Source organism: Saccharothrix obliqua (genome assembly GCF_019375475.1).
GTDB classification, from domain to species: domain Bacteria; phylum Actinomycetota; class Actinomycetes; order Mycobacteriales; family Pseudonocardiaceae; genus Actinosynnema; species Actinosynnema obliqua.
In genome coordinates this window covers 215,120-234,173 of the sequence record NZ_JAHXGQ010000011.1, presented here as the reverse complement: position 1 = coordinate 234,173, position 19,054 = coordinate 215,120, and the positions used below count along the sequence as shown (strand labels likewise).

Genomic DNA, 19,054 nt, shown 5'->3' with positions numbered 1-19,054 from the left:
CAACCACCGGTATGTTCGATCTCACGCACGAACCGCTGGTCACCGCGCCCTCGGTGTGATCCCGTCCCCGGCGAGGGCGGCGTCAGCCGAGGGCTGGTACGGGCAGCGGGCTCGTGGCCAGGACGGTGCGGATCTCGCGAAGTCCGACGAGTCGTTGCCCACCCCGGACACGAACCGCAGGTCCACCAACGCCGTCTCCACCAGCTCCAGCACCACCCGGTCCCACGGGATGCCCGCCTCGGCGATCGCACTCGCCACGATGTCCTCGAACTCCGGATCACCCGGCAGCAGGCCACTCGGGTTCACCGCCGCCGACGCCGACTGGTCACCGGGCGTCGACCACGACGCGGCCTCCTTCAACGCCGTCCGCAACACCCACCGGTCCAGCTCGCGCAGCAGGTGCGCCTGCGACTCCGCGGAGTCGACCAACGATAGCGGTGCGGAGCAGACCCGCCGGGCCAACGCCACCAGCAACTCGTCACCCGCGTCGTGCCCCAGGGAGTCGTTGACCCGCTTGAAGTTGTCGACGTCGCAGAACAACACCGCCACCCGCGAGCGGTCCTCGGACTCCAGCAGGGTGGTCAGCAGCGTCTTTATCAGCACCCGGTTCGGCAGGCCGGTCAGCTCGTCGTGCGTGGTCCGGTGGAGCAGTTCTTCGGCGGTGTGGTGGTGATCGGTGACGTCCTGGAACGCGACGAACCAGGACGGCCTCCCGTCACCGTCCCGGGACGGCGTGATGTGCAACTCGCAGTGAACCCCGTCCGACCGCACCAGGACCCGGTCATGCCGCGCAACCGCTCCCTGCCCAACCGCAGCAACGCGTTCAGAGCATCGTTGGCATCCACCAACCGCTCCGCCTCGTCGAACAAGCCCATGCCGACCGGGGACAGGGAGAGCGCGTCGGCCACGAGACGGCTCGAGTCATCCACGCGGCGGGCGCCGAACAGCACCCACTGGTTCGGCCCTCGGCGCTTCGCCGCGTCCAGTGCCGCCCTGGCGTCCCGCATCAGGTCCGTGACGGTGCTCCGCGAGGTCTCGCGCGTGACTATTCCGACCGCGGCGGGCAACGTCAGCACGGCACCGTCGACCGGGATGGGCGCCGCCACCTCCGCTTGGAGCCGACGCGCCGGCCCTATCACCTCGGCGTCGTCGTGCGACTCCTCCACCGCCACGACGAACCCGGTTCCCATACCGGCGAAGAAAGCCGACCCGGGCAGTATCGCGCGAGGCGGTACCCACCCGCGTCGCGGAGCCGGTTAGAACACCGTTCAGTTCATCGAGGAACCGGGCGAGGTCGAGCAGACGGCCGAGGCGAACGACGCGGGTCCGGGCACCATCGCCCTCCAGGTCGGCGAGTTCCCGCTCCTGCTCGTCCAACAGCCGCTGCACCTGCTCCAGGCCCGCCGCGGTGTCGCGCAGGACGTCGTCGCGGGTGGGGACCACGACGCCCGACTCCGAACCGGCGGCGAGCACCCTCACGTCGTGGACACCCGCCCGGCGCGGCGTGCTCTCCAACCGGAGGATCTTCGCCTGGCTCGCCTCGGCCAGGGCGGTGGCGCGACGCCGTTCCTCCTGGGACCGGAGTGCAGTTGAGGATCAGACAGTCCTCCGGGACCCGGCGGACCGCGCCGGAGGTCATGCAGATCGACTCGCCACCTGCCGTGGTCGAGGCCGAAGAGGCGGACGACGAGATGGAGTACACCGACGTGGGCAAGGGCAAGGCGCAGGCGGTGACCGGGCGCCCTGAGGACGATCAGCCGGCGTGGCGGGATGGTCGTCGACTCCGGCGCGCTCGATGCCTGCCCGGCCCGCGGTCCGCTGCGGGCCATCGGCGACCAGACCGCGGGTGGTGACGTACCGCCACGACGGAATACCAAACAGCGAGCGACTTAGACATCAAGTGTTGTCTAACCATCGTCGTGTTGGGTAACGTGGCGATCACTGCGCTCGCCGGTCGGTCTCACGACCGCTTACCCACGCAAGCGAGGTTGACTCCCCATGGGACCGTGGCTCGTTCCACTGGTGCTGGCCCTGTTCACCTTCGGCACCGCCGACTTCGTCGTCGCGGGCGTCCTGCGCGAGCTGGCCACGAGCCTGAGCACGAGCGACGCGGCAATCGGGCAGCTGGTGACCGTCTACTCGATCGTGTACGCGGTGTCGGCACCGCTCGCGGCGGTCGTCACCGCACGTGTCGCACGGCGCAAGCTGGCCGGGTACTCGTTGCTGTTGTTCATCGCGGGCAACGTCGCCGCCGCGCTCGCCCCGAACTACGAGGTCCTGCTCGTCTCCCGCGTGCCCACCGCGATCGCCGCCGCCGCTGTCACCCCGATGTGCTTCGCGGCCGCGGGCTCCCTGCCTCCGGAAGGCAAGCGCGGCAAGGCACTCGGCGTGCTCGCGGGCGGCATCATGCTGGCCCAGCTCCTCGGCGTGCCACTGGGCACCTGGTTCGGCAGCGCGTGGGGGTGGCAGGCGTCGTTCTGGATGTGCGCGGCGCTGGGCACCGTGGTGCTCATCATGATGTTCACGCTGCTTCCCGCCCTGCAACTGCCACCCGCCATGGGATTGCGCGAGCGGCTCGCGCCCGTCACCCGGTCTCCCGTGCTGCGCGGTCTGGGTGCGATGCTGCTGCTTTCCACGGGCAGCATGATGATGATGGCCTACATCGCCCCCATCAGCGGTGCGGCGGCCGGGATCGGTACCGGTGGCATCGCGGTGCTCTTCGTCGCCGCGGGCCTGGCCGGGCTCGTCGCCACCCAGGTGGGCGGCACGCTGAGCGACAACCTCGGCCCGCTGCGCACCGTGGCGATCGGCGCGTGCATCCTGGTCGCGTCGATGGTGGGCCTGACGGCGTCGGTCGCCTGGGGAGCGGCACCGTTGTGGGTGCTCATCGCGATCGTGATGGTGATGGCCTTCGGGATCGGAATGCTCAACCCGCCGCTCGCGGTGTGGCTGCTGAGCCGGGCAGGCGCCTCGGGCAACGAGGTGATGGCCCTCAACGCGAGCGTCATGTACCTGGGCACTTCGGTCGGCGGCGCGCTGGGAGGTGTGCTGCTGACCCTCCACGGACCGGGTGCCCTGCCCGTGCTGGCCGTCGTGGAAACGTTGCTCGTCGTGCTGCTCGTCGTCACGACGGAACGACGTTCATCCTTGCCGGACAAGGACTCGACGGCCGACGAGCCCGTAGCGAAACAGCCGCGTTGACGAGCCACCAGGGCGTTCCACGACAGTTGTCGGCTACCGATCAAGTGTCGAAGATCCTTATTCTGGGTCCATGGTGAAGAAGAAGCCCGACGCCGAGTCCGGCGAGCGCGTGGACCCCCGGGTCCGCCGCACTCGGGCACTCCTGCGGTCCGCGGCGCTCGAACTGGTCTCGGAGCGCGACGTGGAGTCGCTCACGATCGCCGACATCGCCGAGCGCGCCGACGTGAACCGCGCCACCGTCTACCAGCACTTCAAGGACCGGGACACGTTGCTGCTCAACGCCATGGAGGAGGAGGTCGGTCGACTCGCCCGTGCGGCGGCACGCTGTCCCCTCACCCGGCACGGCGGGGGGACCCCGGCGGAACTCGTCGAACTGTTCCGCCACGTCGAGGCGAACGCGACGCTGTACCGGGCGATGCTCGGGTCGACCGGTACAGCGCGGTTCATCAACGAGCTGCGCGGTCTGCTGGCCCACGAGGTCGCGGTCCAGATCCACGCCGCGGCGACGACGGGGGACGAAGCACTCACCCGGTTGCGCGCGCACTACCTGGCAGGTGCCTTCATCGGAGCCTTCACCCAGTGGGTGTCGGACCCGCAACGCATCAGCGCGGAACAGGCCGCCGACGAGGTGTGGGACCTGATGCGCTGACACCACCGAGCGGCGGCCACGACACCCAGCCGACCTCCACGTACCAGCGGTCACGCGCCTCCAGCACCTCACCGCCGAGCAGTTCCCAGCCGACCGCCGCACGGCCGGAAGGTTGTGTCATGGCTTCCCCCCAAGTCCGGAAGTGCCCACTCCCGACTGCTGACCTCCGCAGGTTAGGAAAGGGCGCGGGGACGCCGTGACGGTCGATCACCCCACAAATCGGGCGGGCTACAGCTCGTCCAGCCCGATCAGACCGTCCTGGATGGCGCGGGCCACGAGCGCCGCCTTGGTCGGGGCCGGGCGGCCGACGTTGGCGTACCGGATGCGGACGCGGTCGATGTAGCTGCTCACCGTGCGCACCGACAGGTTCAGCTTGCGGGCCACCATCTCCTTGGACTCGCAGGCGAACCAGTTGACCAGCACGTCGACCTCGCGCGGGGTGAGCCGCGGCCGGTCGGGGCGGGTGTCGGTGGTCATGGCGCGGGCCATCGAGGGCGGCGTGTACGGCAGACCCCGGCCCGCCGCGTGGATCGCGTGCACCAGGTGGCCCGGACCCTCGGTCTTCGCGAGGTAGGCGAACGCACCGAGTTCCAGGCAGCTGAGGATGGGGTCGCGGTCCTCCCTCATGCTGTACACGATCACCTGCCTGCCCGCGTCGATCAGCCGGCGCAGCTCGGCGTAGGCGGGCACCCCGGCGGAGAGCTGCAAGTCGAACACGACCACGTCCGCGGACAGGCCGGGGTCGGTCCACGCCACCAGCGGCGTCGGGCCCGAGTCGACCAACCGGACGGGCGGGTCGGCCGCCGCGCACCACACCCCGATCCCGGACACGATGGCCGGGTGGTCGTCCACCACCACGACCGTGGTCACGTCCGGGTTCGCCACGTGGCCTCCAACCAGACCGTGTCCCCGTCCACCAGGCGCGTCACGGTGATCCCGTGGTCCGAGTCGGTGCCCTCCCCGGCGACGCGGGCGTCGGCGACGACGCTCACCGTGACGCTCTCCGGCGTCCCGAGCACGGTCACCCGCGCCCGGGACCCGGCGGTCGTCACGACCTCCAGCACCGGTTCGGTCAGGGCGCGGCGCACCTCCAGCGGCGGTGTCGGGCCGGCGCCGCACGTTTCGAGGTGGACGACCACCCCGTTGCGCTCCGCCGGGTCCACGCACGCCGCCAGCTCGTGCAGCAACGGGTCCTCCACCTCGTCGTGCTCGGCGAACAGCCGGCGCAACCGGGCCGCGGCCACGGCGTAGGCGGCACGCACCCGCTCGTCGGACAGGTCGGCCCGGCCGGTCGTCAGGTCGGTCAGCAGCGGCACGGTGGTGGCCGCGAGGTCGGCGAACCGCTCCCGGCGGTCGGCGTGGAGCTGCTCGGCCACCGCGTCCGCGGTACGCACGCGCTCCGCCCGGTCGGTCTCGGCCACGACGGTGGCGGCAAGCGTGCGCAACGCCGCGGCGGCGGCCAGGACCGGCAGTTGCAGGCCGAGCACGACCGCGGTGACCACCACCAGGTCGGCCACCTCGTGGCCCTGCCCGACCAGGACCAGTTGAGCGAACGACATGACCGTGTGCACGCCGAGGAGCACGGCGGGTGCCGTCGTGCCGTAGTCCACCATCAGCAACAGCACGAACCAGCCGATCACGCCGTAGGACCACTCCTGCTCGGACATGAGTTCGGTGGCCGGTATCCCGGTGGTGGCCAGCACCGAGGCCGTGAACACCGCGACCACGAGAACCCAACGGGCCTTGCCCAGCGGTCGCCGCCGCACGACCCGCACCCCGGCCACGACCCCCGTGCCGGTCAGCAGGGCGAAGGCCACCACCTCCTGCGCCACGCTGCGGTAGACGCCGGGGTAGGCCGCCAGCAGCGGCAGGGCGAACACGGGCAGCACAGCGGCCGTGATGGCGAGCACGGCCAGGTGCAGTCCGGTGAGCAGCTTGTCCGCCACCAGCTCGCCGTTCGGCTCAGCCATCCGCCAGCTCCAGCCGGACCCGCGTGCCCGCGCCGGGACGACTCGTCACGTCCGCCCGCCCGCCGACCGCGGCCATCCGCTCCCGGACCGACCGCGACAGCCCGCGCCGGTGCGGCGGCACCCGGTCGGGCGCGAACCCCCGCCCCCCGTCGGAAACCTCGACGACCACCGCCCGGCCGACGTGGTCGACGACGAGTTCGGCCGTGTCCACCTCGGCGTGCCGGGCGACGTTGGTCAACGCCTCGCGGACCGCCGCGCCCACCGCCGCGGCGTGCTCGGCGCGTACCGGCAGGGTCGGCGGCGAGCGCAGCGCCACGGCGACCGGCGCCTGCCGCGCCACCTCGTCCAGCAACCGCACCAGGTCGGTCCGGCCGACGGGCAGGCCCGGCTGCGCGGCGAGCGCCGCCAGGTCGCGGGCGGCCTGCTCGGCGAGCCACGGGGCCTGGTCGCCGACCATGCGGGCCCCGACGGCGAGCAGCGTGGACGCCGCCGTGTCGTGCAGCAACGCCAAATGCTCGCGCTCGTCCTCACGCCGGGCCGCGGCCACGGCGGCGTCACGCCGCGCCCGCTCACCGCTCTCGACCGCCCGGTCCGCCCGCCGGGCCGCCGCCCGGACCAGTCGGAACAGCACCCCGGACAGGGCCGCCTCGCTGAACGCCCAGAGCCCCAACCGGACGGCACCGGTCGCGTCGCCCCCGACGGTGAGGAGGGACCCGGCCAGGTGCGCGGCGATGATCACCGTGGTCGACAGCGCTGCGGTGGCGGGACCGGTGAGCCACTGGTGCGCGACGGCGGTGGCGGAGACGACGGCCAGGACCCAGTTCGTGCTGGCGCCCAGTGCATCCGGCGGCACGGTCCAGCTCTGCGTGAGGCAGAGACCCATGACCACCAGTGTGTCCACGGGCAGCAGCAGCCGGCCGAGGTCGAAGCGCAGGTGCACCGCGTTCCACGCGACCAGCCCGACGACCGCGGCGGCGGTTGCCGCACGCTGTTCGGGCAACGCCTGGGCCAACGCCGCCCCGGACGCGCAGAGCAGCACCGCGGCGCGCATGACCACGACGATCCGGCGACCCAGCCGACGTACTTCGCCCTCGGTGGCACCGACCTGGAAGTCCATCCCGCCGAACAGTTTCCCCGAATCCCCGCCCGTCCGGACCACATCGCGGCCGGACCACCCGGACAGAGCAACGACCGGCACCACCGAAGTCCACAGTGGACGGCTGATCGTCCGCACAACTACGGGTTGGGGGCACACGCCAGGGGTCTTTCGCGAGCTGCCGAAGCGCGTCATTCCAGGACCGGTGGCATCGCCCGTGCTCGGTGCCCGAAAAGCCCGTGGAACCGGTGTGACGTGCACGATGCAGGGCCGATCGAGGGAAACCCCGGCGATCAACCGTGCGCCCCGAGCCCGTCCTGGTATCCCGGAACCGCACGGGAGCGGGCGATCCGGGAGTCGTGATGGTGGTGGAGTTCGGGGTGCTCGGTGGTGTGCGGGCGCAGCGGGACGGCACGCCGGTCGACCTCGGGCATCCCCGGCAGCGCGGCGTCCTGGGCGTGCTGCTGACCGAGGCCAACGCCCCCGTGCCGGTCGAGCGCCTGGTGGACCGCGTGTGGGGCGAACACCCGCCGCGCCGCGGCCGGGACACCCTCTACAGCTACCTGACCCGCCTGCGCAACGTGGTGGCCGGCCTCGACGGGGTCCGCCTGGAGCGCCACTCCGGCGGCTACCGCCTCACCCTCGACGAACAAACCGTGGACCTGCACCGGTTCCACGACCTGCTCACCCGCGCCAGAACCGTCCGAGACGACGAGCAGGCTGTGGCCTTGTTCGAACAGGCGTTGGCCCTGTGGCGGGGTGAAGCACTACCCGAACTGGACAGCCCGTGGGCCGCGGACCTGCGCGCCACCCTGGGCCGCCACCGGCTGGCCGCCGAACTCGACCACACCGACACCGCGCTGCGGCTGGGTCGGCACACTGACCTGCTGCCCGACCTGACCGACCGCGCCACCCGTCATCCCCTGGACGAACGCCTCGCGGGCCAACTCATGCTCGCCCTGTACCGCAACGGACGCCAAGCCGACGCGCTGGACCACTACCACCGACTCCGCACCCGACTCGCCGATGAACTCGGCGCCGACCCCGGCCCACCCCTGCGACAACTCCACCAACAGATCCTCACCGCCGACCCCGGCCTGGCCGATCCCGCGGTGGGCGCGAAGCGTTCCCGGATCGTGCCCCGCCAACTACCCGCCACACCACGACTGTTCACCGGCCGCACCACGGAACTGTCCGAACTGGACCGGATTCTCACCACCGCACCCGACGGCGGATCGGAGCCCGTCGCCACGGCGGAGTCCGAGAACTCACCGGTCACGGTCCTGATCTCGGCGATCGGTGGGTCGGGTGGGATCGGCAAGACCTGGCTCGCGCTGGCGTGGGCGCACCGCAACCTGGACCGGTTCCCCGACGGGCAGCTGTTCGTGGACCTGCACGGGTTCAGCCCCACCGGGCAACCCGTCACCCCCGATGTCGCCTTGTTCGGGTTCATCACCGCACTCGGCATCGCGCCCGAACACGTACCGTCCGATGTGGATGCCCGTGCCGCGCTGTACCGCAGCCTGGTCGCGGGCAAGCGGGTGCTGGTGGTGCTGGACAACGCCGCCACCCCCGACCAGGTCGAGCCCCTCCTGCCCGGCGGCCACGCCGGCACCGTCCTGATCACGAGCCGGCACAGGTTCCACCGGCTGATCGCCCGGCACGGCGCCCGCCACCTCGACCTGGAGGTGCTCACCGACACCGAAGCCCGCACCCTGCTGCGGCACCACCTCGGAACCGAACGCCTCGACGCCGAACCCGAGGCCGTCACCGCCCTGCTCGCCCACTGCGGAGGCGTCCCGCTCGCACTCGGCATCCTCGCCGCGCGTGCCCACACCGACTCGGACCTGCCCCTCGCCCACCTCGTCGTCGAACTGCGCGACTACGGCGTGGACGCGCTCGGGGACACCGACCCCGCCGTCAGCCTGCCCGCGGTGCTGTCCTGGTCCCTGCGCCACTTCACCGACCGGCAACGCACCGCGTTCGCGTTGCTGGGCATCGCACCCGGACCCGACATCAGCCTGCCCGCTGCCGCCGGCCTCTTCGGCCTGCCGGACCGCGAAACCCGCGGCACGCTCCGCAAACTGGTCGACGCCTCGCTGGTCAACCACGATCGTGGCGACCGATACGCGATGCACGACCTGGTAAGGGGTTATGCGACCACCATCGCCCACTCATTGCCCGAAGCGGTGCGGGTTGCCGCGTTGGAGCGGGTGGTCGACTTCTACCTCCACAGCGCCTACAGCGCCGATCGCCTCTTGGATTCCCGCCGCCCGCCGATCCACCTGGATCCCTCGCTCCCCGGCACAAGCGTGCTCTCGCTGTCCGACGACCCGGCCGCGCTGGCGTGGATGGACGCCGAGCACCGCCACCTCATGGCCGCCCAGCACTGCGCTGCCACGCACGGCAGGCACAACGTCGTCTGGCAGTTGGCGTGGACGTTGACCACCTTCCACGACCGACGCGGGCGACACCACGACAACATGGCCGCGTGGCAGGCCGCACTGGACGCCGCTGTTCATTTGCCCGATCCCGCCACGCGCATCCACGCCCACCGACGCCTCGGCCTAGCCCATGCCGCGTTGGGATCGCCCGACAAGGCCACCGAGCACTTGCAGCATGCCCTGGACTTGGCTCAACACCAACACGATCCCGTCCAGCAGGCTCATGCGCACTACACCCTCGCGTGGGCCTGGGAGCAACGGGGGATGCACCGTGACGCCTTGGACCACGCCGGCCGCGCCCTGGTTCTCTACCGCAGCCTGGGAAAGCACGCGGCGGAGGCCAACGCGCTGAGCGCGATGGGCTGGTACGCGGCCCGCCTGGGCGACTACGACACAGCGCGTGAACACTGCCAAGCCGCCATGGCCCTCTACCGCCACCAGGACCCCGCCGGCGAGGCACACGTCCTGCACAGCCTGGGCTGGATCGCCCACCACTCAGGTGATCACCAACAGGCCGTCACCCGCTACCACGAAGCACTCGGCCTGCTCGATTCGCTGGGCCACACCGAGGCGATCGCCGAAACCCTCGACAACCTCGGCCACTCCCACGTGAGCCTCGGCCAACAGGCGGAAGCCCTCGCCGCCTGGCACAGAGCGCTCCGGCTGTACCGGGACCAGGGCCACGACGACGACGCCGCACGCGTCCAACGGCAACTCGACGCCCTGGACCCGATCGAAGCCCCTTGACCCGCGACGCATGCCCCTCACGCGCTTCCCGAGGCGCCACCCAGCGACGCCAGGCGATCCCCCTCCTCGGTGTTGAGGAACCAGCAACCACTCCCCTGCGGCTGCCAGGACTTCGCTCGACAGTCCTCGATCACCCGCCTGATCAGACTTTCCCCCGTTCCGCCCCACGCCTCAAAAACGCCCGACCCGATGTCACCCGGCATCATCAGGCCATCCCGTATCAGCCGCACGATGAGCCTGCTCGCGACTTCGACGTAGTCGGACGGAGTTGATTCCGCGATGTCGCGCGCGTACCCGATCACGCGATCAACCGGCACCCAGTCCGTCAGCCCCTCGTCCAAAAGCTCGCGAACAGCGTCATCATCTTCAGCCGACATACGCCTTCAGCCTTTCGGAGCGCGACCGACCGCGTCACCGGACAATGACCCGAGGTCGGCCTCCAGCTCCGCGAGGTCGCGATTGACCGCGACCATGGTGCGGACCGTGGTGTACCCCAACTGGTGGTTCACCCGGATCATGTGCTCGTTGCCGGCGCCGGTCGTCGTGTAGATCCGGTCCAGGCCGGGGCGGTCGGCCAGCAGCCATGTGGTCAGGTGCCCCTTGACGCACCTCCCGAGCCCACGCCCCCGGTGCGCCGGCACCACCGCCGTGTCGCGCTGGTACCCCCGGGACGGGCGATGCGGGTGCACCTCCAGCTCGGTCAGCCCGACCACCTCACCGGTGCCCTCGTGCACGGCCACGACCGCCCGCAGCTCGATGTCGTTGCGCCGCAACTCCTCCTCGCGAGCCCGCACCCTCGCCACGCTCCACGTGGGCTCCTGGTAGCCCAACTCCCCCAACGGGGCGTCGTGCATGGCGTTGCGGGCAGCCGCGAACGACGCGACGAGGTCCTCGGGCGCGGCGCCCACCCAGCGCCGCAACCGGTATCCGGCGGGAACGTCGACCCGCCAACGGTTTCGGTCGACCTCAGGAATCATCAACGCCTGCAACACCACCGTGTGCACCGTGCGGAACCCCAGCGACTCCGCCCACCGCTCCCCCTCGCCGCCCTTGGTGATCTCCCACGTCTCGACCAGGCTCCGGCCACGAGCACGCAGCTCCGGGACGACCGCTTTCAGGATCGCGGTGCCGACACCCCGACGACGGACCCGCGGGTGGACGACGACCTCGGTCAGCCCGATGTGGCCGCTCTCCTCCTCCAGGAAGTAGACGATCGCCAGCCCCACCACCTCGCCCCGCGAGCGGGCCACCCAGTGGGCCACCGGGCCGAACCCGACGAACGGGTTCTTCAGGCGGCCCACCACGTTCTCATACGACAGGCGAGGCTCGTCCGGTCGGTCCGCCTCCTGCCTGGCCACCATCACCTCGTGATAGCCGCGAAGGTCCTCCTCGGTGGCGTGCGCGGGGTCGAACCGCCCGACCTCGACACCTGCGGTCACGAACGTCCCCCTTCCTCGGCCACAACGCTCCGGCGACCCGTGCCGCTGCATCGAACTCGTCGCACGCATTCTCGTATCGCGACGAGCCTTGGGGTCAAGGGGTTTTGACCGGGTCGATGTCGTCGAGTTGCCGTCGCACGCGGTCGGCGTCGTCGTCGCGGCCTTGTTCCCGGTACAGCCGGAGCGCTTCCCGCCACACCTCCCGGGCGTGGTCGGGTTGTCCGAGAACGGCGTGGGGGTGGCCGAGGTGGTCGAGGGTGTTCGCGACCTCGGAGTTGTGGTCGATGGCGCGAAAAAGGGCGAGCGCCTGGTGGTAGTGGTCGATGGCCTGGTGGTGGTTCCCGGTGTGGTGGGCGATCCAGCCGAGGCTGTCCAGGGTGCTCGCCTCGCCCTCGACGTTGTGGTGGTGGCGGTGGAGTTCGAGGGCTCGGCGGCAGTGGTCGCGGGCGGTGTCGTGGTCGCCCAGGCGGGCGGCGAGCCATCCGGTCATGGTGAGCGCGGCGGCTTCACCCACCGGCTGGTCGAGGCTGCGGAAGAGGTCGAGGGTGTGCTGGGCGTGCTGTAGCGCCTTCCGGTCGTCCCCCCGCAACGCCCACGCCACCGAGAGGCCGTTGCTGACGTGGGCTTGGCGGGCGATGTCGTGGTGGTGGTCGGCCAGCGCAAGGGCGTGGTGCAGGTGGTCGTCGGCTTGTTCGTGCTGTTCGAGCCTGGCGTAGGCCAAACCGAGGTACCGGTGGGCGAGGATGCGGACCACGGGGTCGGGTAGCTGGTCGGCGGCGGCGGTGGCGGCCTGCCAGACGGCCAGCGCTTCGCGGCGGTACCCGCGGCGTCGGTGGAGGGTGTGCAGCGTCCACGCGAGCTGCCACACGGCCTGGTGGCTGCCGGCGGTGTGTTGGGCCGCCAGCAGGTGGGGGTGGTGGCTTTCCAACCACGCCAGGGCGGCGGGGCGGTCCGGCAGCGGCTGGGGGTGGGTGCCGGGCACGGGTGGGTCGGGCCGGATCGATTCCCGTTGGGGGTACAGCAATTGGGCGGCGGCATGTGCGGTGTGGAGGTAGAAGTCGGTCACCCGCGCCAACGCCGCCCGCACGTGCTCGGACAGGTCGTGGGCGAGGGTGGCGGCGTAGGCGCGGACCAGGTCGTGCATCGCGTATCGGCCGCTCAGGGTGTGGTCGATGAGGGATGCGTCGGTCAGGGTCCGGAGCGCGGACCGCGCCTCCCGTTGGGAAACGCCGGCGAGGGACGCGGCGGCGGGCAGGCCGGTGTCGGGACCGGGTGCGATCGCGAGCAGTGCGAACAAGGTCCGCTGCTGATCGGTGAGGTACCGCAGGGACCAGGACAACACGGTGGGCAGGCTGGCGGCCGGGTCGGTGTCGTGGTCCAGCATTTCCAGCCCCAGCTCGCGCAGTTCGGTGGCGACCTCGGCCAGCGGGACCGCGGGATGGGTGGCGGCGGTGCGGGCGGTGATCGACAGTGCGAGCGGGTGGCCCCCGCACAGTTCGATCAGCTCCTCCACGGCGTCGGGCTCGGCGGCGACGCGGTCGGCGCCCAGGCGGGCGGTGAGCAGGGTGCGGGCCTCGTTGTGGGACAGGACATCCAGGGACAGGTGACGGGCGCCGTGCCGGTCGATCAGGGAGGCCAGCCGATGTCGACCGGTGACCAGCACCGTGCACGACGGGCTGCCGGGCAACAGCGGCACGACCTGTTCGGCAGTGGCGGCGTTGTCCAGCACGACCAGCACTTGCTTGTCGGCGACCAGGCTGCGGTACAGGGCGGCCCGCGCGTCGACGTCGACCGGGATGCGGTCGGGGTCGACGGCGAGGGCGTCGAGGAACCCGCGCAACGCCACCGCCGGCTCCACCGGATCCCCCGCCGGGCTGAAGCCGTGCAGGTCCACGAACAGCTGCCCGTCGGGGAACCGCTCCAGGTTGCGGTGCGCCCAGGCCAGCGCGAGCCACGTCTTGCCGATACCGCCCACACCACCGATCGCCGACACCAGCACCGTCGCACCCGCGTCGAACGACGTGTCCAGCTCGGCCAGTTCGGCGGCACGGCCGGTGAAGTGACCCGGCACGGCGGGCAACTGACGGGGCACCTCCCGGGTCCGGGCCGCCTCCGCCGGTTCGGCCAGGTCGGGGTCGACCGCGAGGATTTGCTGGTGGAGCCGCTGGAGGGACGGGCCCGGGTCGGTGCCGAGTTCGTCGGCGAGCCGGGCGCGGAGCTGCTGGTAGTGGGACAGGGCGTCGGCTGGGCGTCCGTTGCGGTACAGGGCGAGCATGAGCTGACCCGCGAGTCGTTCGTCCAGCGGATGACGGTCGGTGCGGCTGGTCAGCACGGGCAACAGGTCGGCGTGGCGGCCCAGGCGCAGGGCGGTGTCGGCGTGGTCGAGTTCGGCGGCCAGCCGGTGACGTTCCAGGGCAGCCCGCAGTTCGGCGGCCCACGGGCTGTCCAGCTCGGGCAGCGGCTCGCCCCGGTACAGGGCGAGCGCCTGCTCGTACAGCGCCATGGCCTGCCCGTCATCCCGCGTGGCCCTCACCTCGGTGAGCAGGTAGTGGAACCGATGCAGGTCCACGGCCCGCTCCTCAAGCGCGAGACGGTAACCGCCGGAGTGCCGCTCCAACCGAACCCCGTCCAGCCCGGCCAGCACGCCACGCAGACGGGCCAGGTAGCTGTAGAGGGTGTCGCGCCCGCGCCGCGGCGCGGGTTCACCCCACACCCGGTCCAGCAGCCGCTCAACGGGAACGAGCCGGTCGGCTTCCGCCAGCAGCACACCCAGCACCCCGCGCTGCCGGCGGTGCCCCAGGTCCACCGGTGTGCCGTCCCGGTGCGCCCGCACGCCGCCGAGCAACCCGAACTCCACCACCATGACGCGCCCCCTGGCCACCGCTCTCACCGGGCGCGTCCGGCATACCAGGACGACCGGCGGTCTCGGGTGTGTTCGCCGGGTTTTCCCCCGGTCGGCCCCGCACCGGTCCGTCGTCGTCGCGATGTCCGGCCCCAGCGGCGCGCCGAACCCGGCCGTCGTGGCGCGTACGGATGCGGCTGAGCCTGCTGCCAATGGGGCAATCGAGGACTGTTACCGCGCGGATTCCCTCCGACGTTCCGATCGGTGCTCCACTTGGGACTGTTGTCGAGCGAAACCGGCTCCACACAGCGATTGTCCGCCGGTGGGGCTGGTCGGCCGGAGTCAACGGGTCGCCGACCTCTGCCTGCCCGTGGTCAGCTGCCTGATCGCGAAGACGAACCGGGCAGCCGCGATGAACGCGCCCAGCCCCAGCACGAGGAACCACATCTGCCACGGCTCACCGAGGAACGCGATCAAGAGGCACGACGCCACCACGTGCGAGGCCAGTACGGACAGGCGGACCCCGGTCGGCCGCAGTGGCAAGACAGCCACTGCGACGGACGCGACGAACATGGCCACCAGCAACGGCCAGAGCGTCAATCCCGCTCCCATGCACCCGAGCGTAGCCGCCTACCGGCCAGTGGCACCGCAGGGTAGCGCGACGCGACGGGTTCGCCGGTCGACTCATCTCCTCCTGCGTCGGGAGCCGGTCGCCGTCGCTCCCGTTCCGGGCAGCAGGGCGCGCAGCATGGTCTCGAAGCGGTCGGCGGTGGGTGGGGTGTCGGTGAGCAGGGCTTGCAGCATCAGCCCGTCTACGGCGCCGACGACGACCTCGACCAGGGCGGGGTCGTCGGTGTGGCGGCGGGCGAAGTCGGCGACGGCCGCCATCCAGCGGTGCGTCGGGCCGCGCAGCGCCCGGTCACGCGCGGCGAGCAGGTACAGCTCGTACTCCGCCAGCAACCGGCCCGGGTCGGCGACGACGCGGGCCATGAGTTCCGCGAACGCCCGCAGGCTGTCCACGCCGCCGTCGGCGGCCTCCGCGAGCACGCGCATCCGTTCGGCGTCCTCGTCCATGCACGCGGTCAGGGCGGCGGTGAGCAGGTCGTCGATGCCGTCGAAGTAGTAGGCCGCCGCGGTGGCCGGCTGGCCCGCCTCCTGGGCGACGGTGCGGTGGCTGACGCCCGCCACACCCTGCCTGGCCACCACGCGGAGGGTGGCCTCGATCAGTTCCCGCTTGCGCCGCTCGCCCTTGAGCCTGCGCCCGTCGGTCGGCCGCTCGTCCAGGGGTCCACCTCGTACGCCTCGTCACCACGATGTCCAGCAGGACGATACCGGCCGAGCCGCGCCGCCCGCGGTCACCCGGCCGCGCGGGCCAGGGATCGCGTGCTCACCAGCGCGATGAGCAGGCCGACCGCACCGGCGACGACGGCGACGACGGCACCGCCCCGCGGCCCCCACGCGTCCACCGCCTGACCGGCCACCGCCGAGCCGAGGGCGACACCCGCGCTCAGGCCGGTGATGACCCACGTCATGCCCTCGGTGAGCTGCGCGACCGGCACGATCCGCTCCACCAACGACATCAGGACGATCATGGTCGGCGCGAAGAACACACCGGCGAGCAGCACCACCACGGCCAGCCCCACGACGTCGGACACGAACAACAGCGGCAGCGTGGTGGTCGCCGTGCCCAGCACGCCGAGAACCAGCAGGCGGGGCAAGGGGATGCGGAGGTTCAGCGCACCGAACGCCAGGCCGGCCACCGCCGAACCCACCGCGTACGCCGACAGCACCGCACCGGCCGCCGCGGGGTGGCCCTGCTGGTCGGCGAACGCCACGCTGATCACGTCCACCGTGCCGACGATCGCGCCGCCCGCCAGGATGATCAGCACCAACCGGACCACTCGCGGGTCGCGGATCGCCGACGACCCGGAGTCCGCGACCCGGGGGTCCACCGGTGGTTCGGTGCCGCGCTGCACGGCGAACAACAGCACCCCCGCGGTGAGCAACCCGGCCGCGACCAGGAGCCCGGCTTCGGGGAAGACCATGGTGGACAACGCGACGGACAGCGCCGGGCCGATGACGAAGGTCAGCTCGTCGACCACCGACTCGAAGGACAGCGCCGTGTGCAGGCGCGGCGAGCCTCGGTACAGCTCCGACCAGCGGGCCCGGACCATCGCCGCCATGTTGGGCATCGCGCCCGCCGGCACGGCACACACGAACAGGGTCCACTTCGGCGCGTCGAAGTGGGCGCACAGCAGGAGAAGGCCGAGCCCCACGACGCTGACGGCCGCGGCGGGCACCAGGACCCGCCCTTGGCCGCGGCGGTCGACCAGCCGGGAGACCCGCGGGCCGAGCAGGGCGGTGGACAGGGTGAAGACGGCGGCCACCGCGCCTGCCAGCGCGTACTCGCCACGGGGTTGGGACAGCATCGTGATGACGCCGATCCCGGTCATCGGCAACGGGATCCGGGCCAGGAACCCGGCGGCGGCGAAGGCCCGCGAGCCGGGCGCGGAGAACAACTCCCGGTAGGGGTTGGGCATGGGGTCTTCCCTCGGTGGCGATCGGGGGCGGTGGCACCCTCGGAAAAAAATTGAACACTCGTTAGATTTTCTACCACACGCCGGGCCGCGCCGGCAGCCACCCTGTCCGCACAGCGGACGCCACCACCCGCCGCGCCCTTGCCCGGCGAACGCGCGGGAACCTGTTGCGTCGCACGGGCTCGCGAGGTCAAACCACGGCCGACACGGGGCCGTACCGCCCCGCCCGGCTTGGCCTCGCTGCGGCAACGGCTCATCCCCCGCGAACTGCGCGGAAGGGCAGGCAGCGTCTACCGCCTCATCGGCTGGGGCGGCATCCCCATCGGCGCGGCGCTGAGCGGCGTCCTCGGCACCACCTTCGGCGTGCGGGTCCGCTTCTTCGTCAGCGGGGCGCTCCTACGGAGTCCAAGAACACCACCGCCAAACCGTGGCCGAAGTCGGCGTTCGTGCCGCCCTGTCACTGTCGCGCCCGGTGGCAGGTAACGGTGGAGCCCGGGTCAAGACTCCTGTCGAGGTCGTTCTCGGTGACCAGCGTTCTCGGTGATGGCTCGGCCGGAACGGGTGAAGTGCAGGAGTGCGACGGCCGCGGTCAGCAGCAGGCACAGCACGCCGACGCCGACCTGGGTGAAGTGCCAGGAACTGGTCAACGCATCGATCTCAGTGCCGTAGCCGGGATCACCGGCAGCGGTGAGACGGCCGGCCGCGACGTCGGCGGCATGCTGCGAATCGCCGAGCCTACTGGTGAGGAATCCCAGAAGGGATGCGCTGAACGCCGCGATCACGATCGCCTCGGCCGCACCGCGCAGCGTGTTGAGGAACCCGGCGGCAGTTCCCACGAGCCCGGCTGGGACCAGCGCCATGGCCTGCCCATCGGCGATGCCGAACGAGGTCCCCATGCCGATCCCGATCAGCAGCAACGGAAGTGCCACGAGCACGGTCGTGTTCTCCGGGCGCAGGACCAGCAAACCGGCATTGCCGACAACGACCAGCACAAGAGCGGTGATGATCAGGTGTCGGGCCGACATGCCGCGGTTCACCAGCGCGGCAGCGAGGATCGGCATCACGAGTACGGGTGCCGTCAGCAACAGCATGACAAGCCCGGCTGCCACCGGACTGTAGCCGGCGGCAGCTTGCAGGTAGGTCGGCAGGAAGACCAGCGCACCGAGGAATCCGATCGAGGTCGTCAGCGTGGCCAGGCACCAACCCATGAACCCCCGGTTGGCGACGAGTTCGGGTGCGAGGATCGGCGCGGAACCGCGACGCTGCGCGACCGCGAACAACACCGACCCGACAACACCGACACCGAAACCGGCGAGGACCATCGGATGGCCCCAGCCGTGCTCTGGACCCTCGAGCAGCGCGAACATGACCGCACTCAGTGCCATCACGAACAATCCGCTGCCGATCCAGTCGGTGCGAGCACGCTCGTGACGTGATTCGGTCAGCCGGGTTGCGGCGACGGCGATGAGCACGGAGGTGGCCGCGAACGCACCGAAACTGCCACGCCAGCCGATCAGATCGACCAGACCGCCGACCAGAGTCGGACCGACCGCGATACCGGTACCGGCCATGGTGCCCATGAACGCGAACGCCCGGTTCAGGGCCGCACCTTCATATGCCGACGCCAACAGCGCGCCACCGGCAGCCATGACCCCGGCGGCTCCGACCCCGGAAAGGATGCGTGCCGCGTCGAGGACGTGGATCGTGGGCGCGAACGCCGTGGCCAGGAACCCGACCGCGAACAACGTTGCCGCGCTGATGAAAACGCGCCGCCGCCCGGCACGGTCGGCGGCGGCGCCGGCGACCAGGGTCATGGCCGCGAAGGCGAGGTTGTACCCGGCGACAGCCCAGTTCAGTGCCGAGCCCGCGGTGTCGAGGTCGGTTCCGATGCCGGGCAACGCGATCGCCGTGCCAGAGATCGACATCGCCACCAGCGCGACACCGATCAGCACAGTCGGCAGCAGAAGAGGTGAGGCGGCACGTGGTGGCACGTCGCCCGCTGCCGGGCCGGGTTCGGTGGACGAGGTGGTGGACGAGGTCATCGCGAAGTCCATTCGATCGTGCTCCGGTCCGGAGGAGACCAGTTCACTACCTCAACCTAAGTTGAGGTCAACTCGAGGCTGCCCGCG

General features: G+C 71.3%; 15 protein-coding genes. 3 read left to right on the top strand and 12 right to left on the bottom strand.

Annotated elements, in window-relative coordinates; all coding sequences use genetic code 11:
- Positions 1-39: 39 nt before the first annotated feature.
- Both KZQ38_RS29595 and KZQ38_RS36625 read right to left on the bottom strand, forming a co-directional pair.
- Positions 40-738, bottom strand: coding sequence for a diguanylate cyclase domain-containing protein (locus tag KZQ38_RS29595; RefSeq protein ID WP_308258661.1), 699 nt, complete (start codon positions 736-738; stop codon positions 40-42).
- Positions 621-1,190, bottom strand: a complete 570-nt coding sequence (locus KZQ38_RS36625; RefSeq protein ID WP_257902510.1) for a diguanylate cyclase domain-containing protein — start codon at positions 1,188-1,190, stop codon at positions 621-623. Before KZQ38_RS36625 ends, KZQ38_RS29595 begins: the two co-directional genes overlap by 118 nt.
- Positions 1,191-1,998: 808 nt before the next feature.
- Here KZQ38_RS36625 and KZQ38_RS29590 point away from each other — a divergent pair.
- Positions 1,999-3,201, top strand: coding sequence for an MFS transporter (locus tag KZQ38_RS29590; RefSeq protein ID WP_219446580.1), 1,203 nt, complete (start codon positions 1,999-2,001; stop codon positions 3,199-3,201).
- Positions 3,202-3,271: 70 nt separating this feature from the next.
- Complete coding sequence (locus KZQ38_RS29585) at positions 3,272-3,850, top strand: TetR/AcrR family transcriptional regulator (protein WP_219446579.1); 579 nt, start codon at positions 3,272-3,274, stop codon at positions 3,848-3,850.
- A gap of 228 nt (positions 3,851-4,078) precedes the next feature.
- On the opposite strand, the gene KZQ38_RS29580 is transcribed toward KZQ38_RS29585, so the two are convergent.
- From KZQ38_RS29580 to KZQ38_RS29570, 3 genes are read right to left on the bottom strand one after another with little or no spacing between them, the layout of a single operon-like run.
- Entirely contained in the window at positions 4,079-4,735 is a 657-nt protein-coding gene (locus KZQ38_RS29580; RefSeq protein ID WP_219446578.1) for a response regulator transcription factor, read from the bottom strand.
- Positions 4,717-5,820 carry a hypothetical protein gene (locus tag KZQ38_RS29575; RefSeq protein ID WP_219446576.1) on the bottom strand — a complete coding sequence of 368 codons (1,104 nt, stop codon included), beginning with the start codon at positions 5,818-5,820 and terminating at the stop codon, positions 4,717-4,719. Before KZQ38_RS29575 ends, KZQ38_RS29580 begins: the two co-directional genes overlap by 19 nt.
- A complete protein-coding gene (locus tag KZQ38_RS29570; RefSeq protein ID WP_219446575.1) occupies positions 5,813-6,937 on the bottom strand; it encodes a sensor histidine kinase in 1,125 nt (374 codons plus the stop codon). Before KZQ38_RS29570 ends, KZQ38_RS29575 begins: the two co-directional genes overlap by 8 nt.
- Before the next feature lie 341 nt (positions 6,938-7,278).
- Between KZQ38_RS29570 and KZQ38_RS29565 the strand changes: the two genes are divergently transcribed.
- Positions 7,279-10,107: an AfsR/SARP family transcriptional regulator gene (locus tag KZQ38_RS29565; protein WP_219446572.1), complete on the top strand. Its 2,829-nt coding sequence runs from the start codon at positions 7,279-7,281 to the stop codon at positions 10,105-10,107.
- A gap of 17 nt (positions 10,108-10,124) precedes the next feature.
- Here KZQ38_RS29565 and KZQ38_RS29560 read toward each other — a convergent pair whose 3' ends face one another.
- From KZQ38_RS29560 to KZQ38_RS29530, 7 genes are all read right to left on the bottom strand, one after another.
- Positions 10,125-10,484, bottom strand: a complete 360-nt coding sequence (locus KZQ38_RS29560) for a hypothetical protein (RefSeq protein ID WP_219446570.1) — start codon at positions 10,482-10,484, stop codon at positions 10,125-10,127.
- A gap of 6 nt (positions 10,485-10,490) precedes the next feature.
- The gene (locus KZQ38_RS29555) at positions 10,491-11,546 is read right to left on the bottom strand and encodes a GNAT family N-acetyltransferase (RefSeq protein WP_219446569.1); all 1,056 of its coding nucleotides are present in this window, start codon (positions 11,544-11,546) and stop codon (positions 10,491-10,493) included.
- A gap of 94 nt (positions 11,547-11,640) precedes the next feature.
- Positions 11,641-14,409 carry an AfsR/SARP family transcriptional regulator gene (locus KZQ38_RS29550; protein ID WP_219446567.1) on the bottom strand — a complete coding sequence of 923 codons (2,769 nt, stop codon included), beginning with the start codon at positions 14,407-14,409 and terminating at the stop codon, positions 11,641-11,643.
- Between the two features lie 321 nt (positions 14,410-14,730).
- Positions 14,731-15,000 carry a hypothetical protein gene (locus KZQ38_RS29545; protein WP_219446565.1) on the bottom strand — a complete coding sequence of 90 codons (270 nt, stop codon included), beginning with the start codon at positions 14,998-15,000 and terminating at the stop codon, positions 14,731-14,733.
- A 72-nt stretch (positions 15,001-15,072) separates the two neighbouring features.
- Complete coding sequence (locus tag KZQ38_RS29540; RefSeq protein ID WP_308258660.1) at positions 15,073-15,612, bottom strand: TetR/AcrR family transcriptional regulator; 540 nt, start codon at positions 15,610-15,612, stop codon at positions 15,073-15,075.
- A gap of 131 nt (positions 15,613-15,743) precedes the next feature.
- Positions 15,744-16,928 (bottom strand): MFS transporter, encoded by a 1,185-nt coding sequence (locus KZQ38_RS29535; RefSeq protein ID WP_219446564.1) that lies wholly within the window; start codon positions 16,926-16,928, stop codon positions 15,744-15,746.
- Positions 16,929-17,422: 494 nt separating this feature from the next.
- Positions 17,423-18,979: an MFS transporter gene (locus KZQ38_RS29530; protein WP_257902509.1), complete on the bottom strand. Its 1,557-nt coding sequence runs from the start codon at positions 18,977-18,979 to the stop codon at positions 17,423-17,425.
- Positions 18,980-19,054 lie beyond the last annotated feature (75 nt).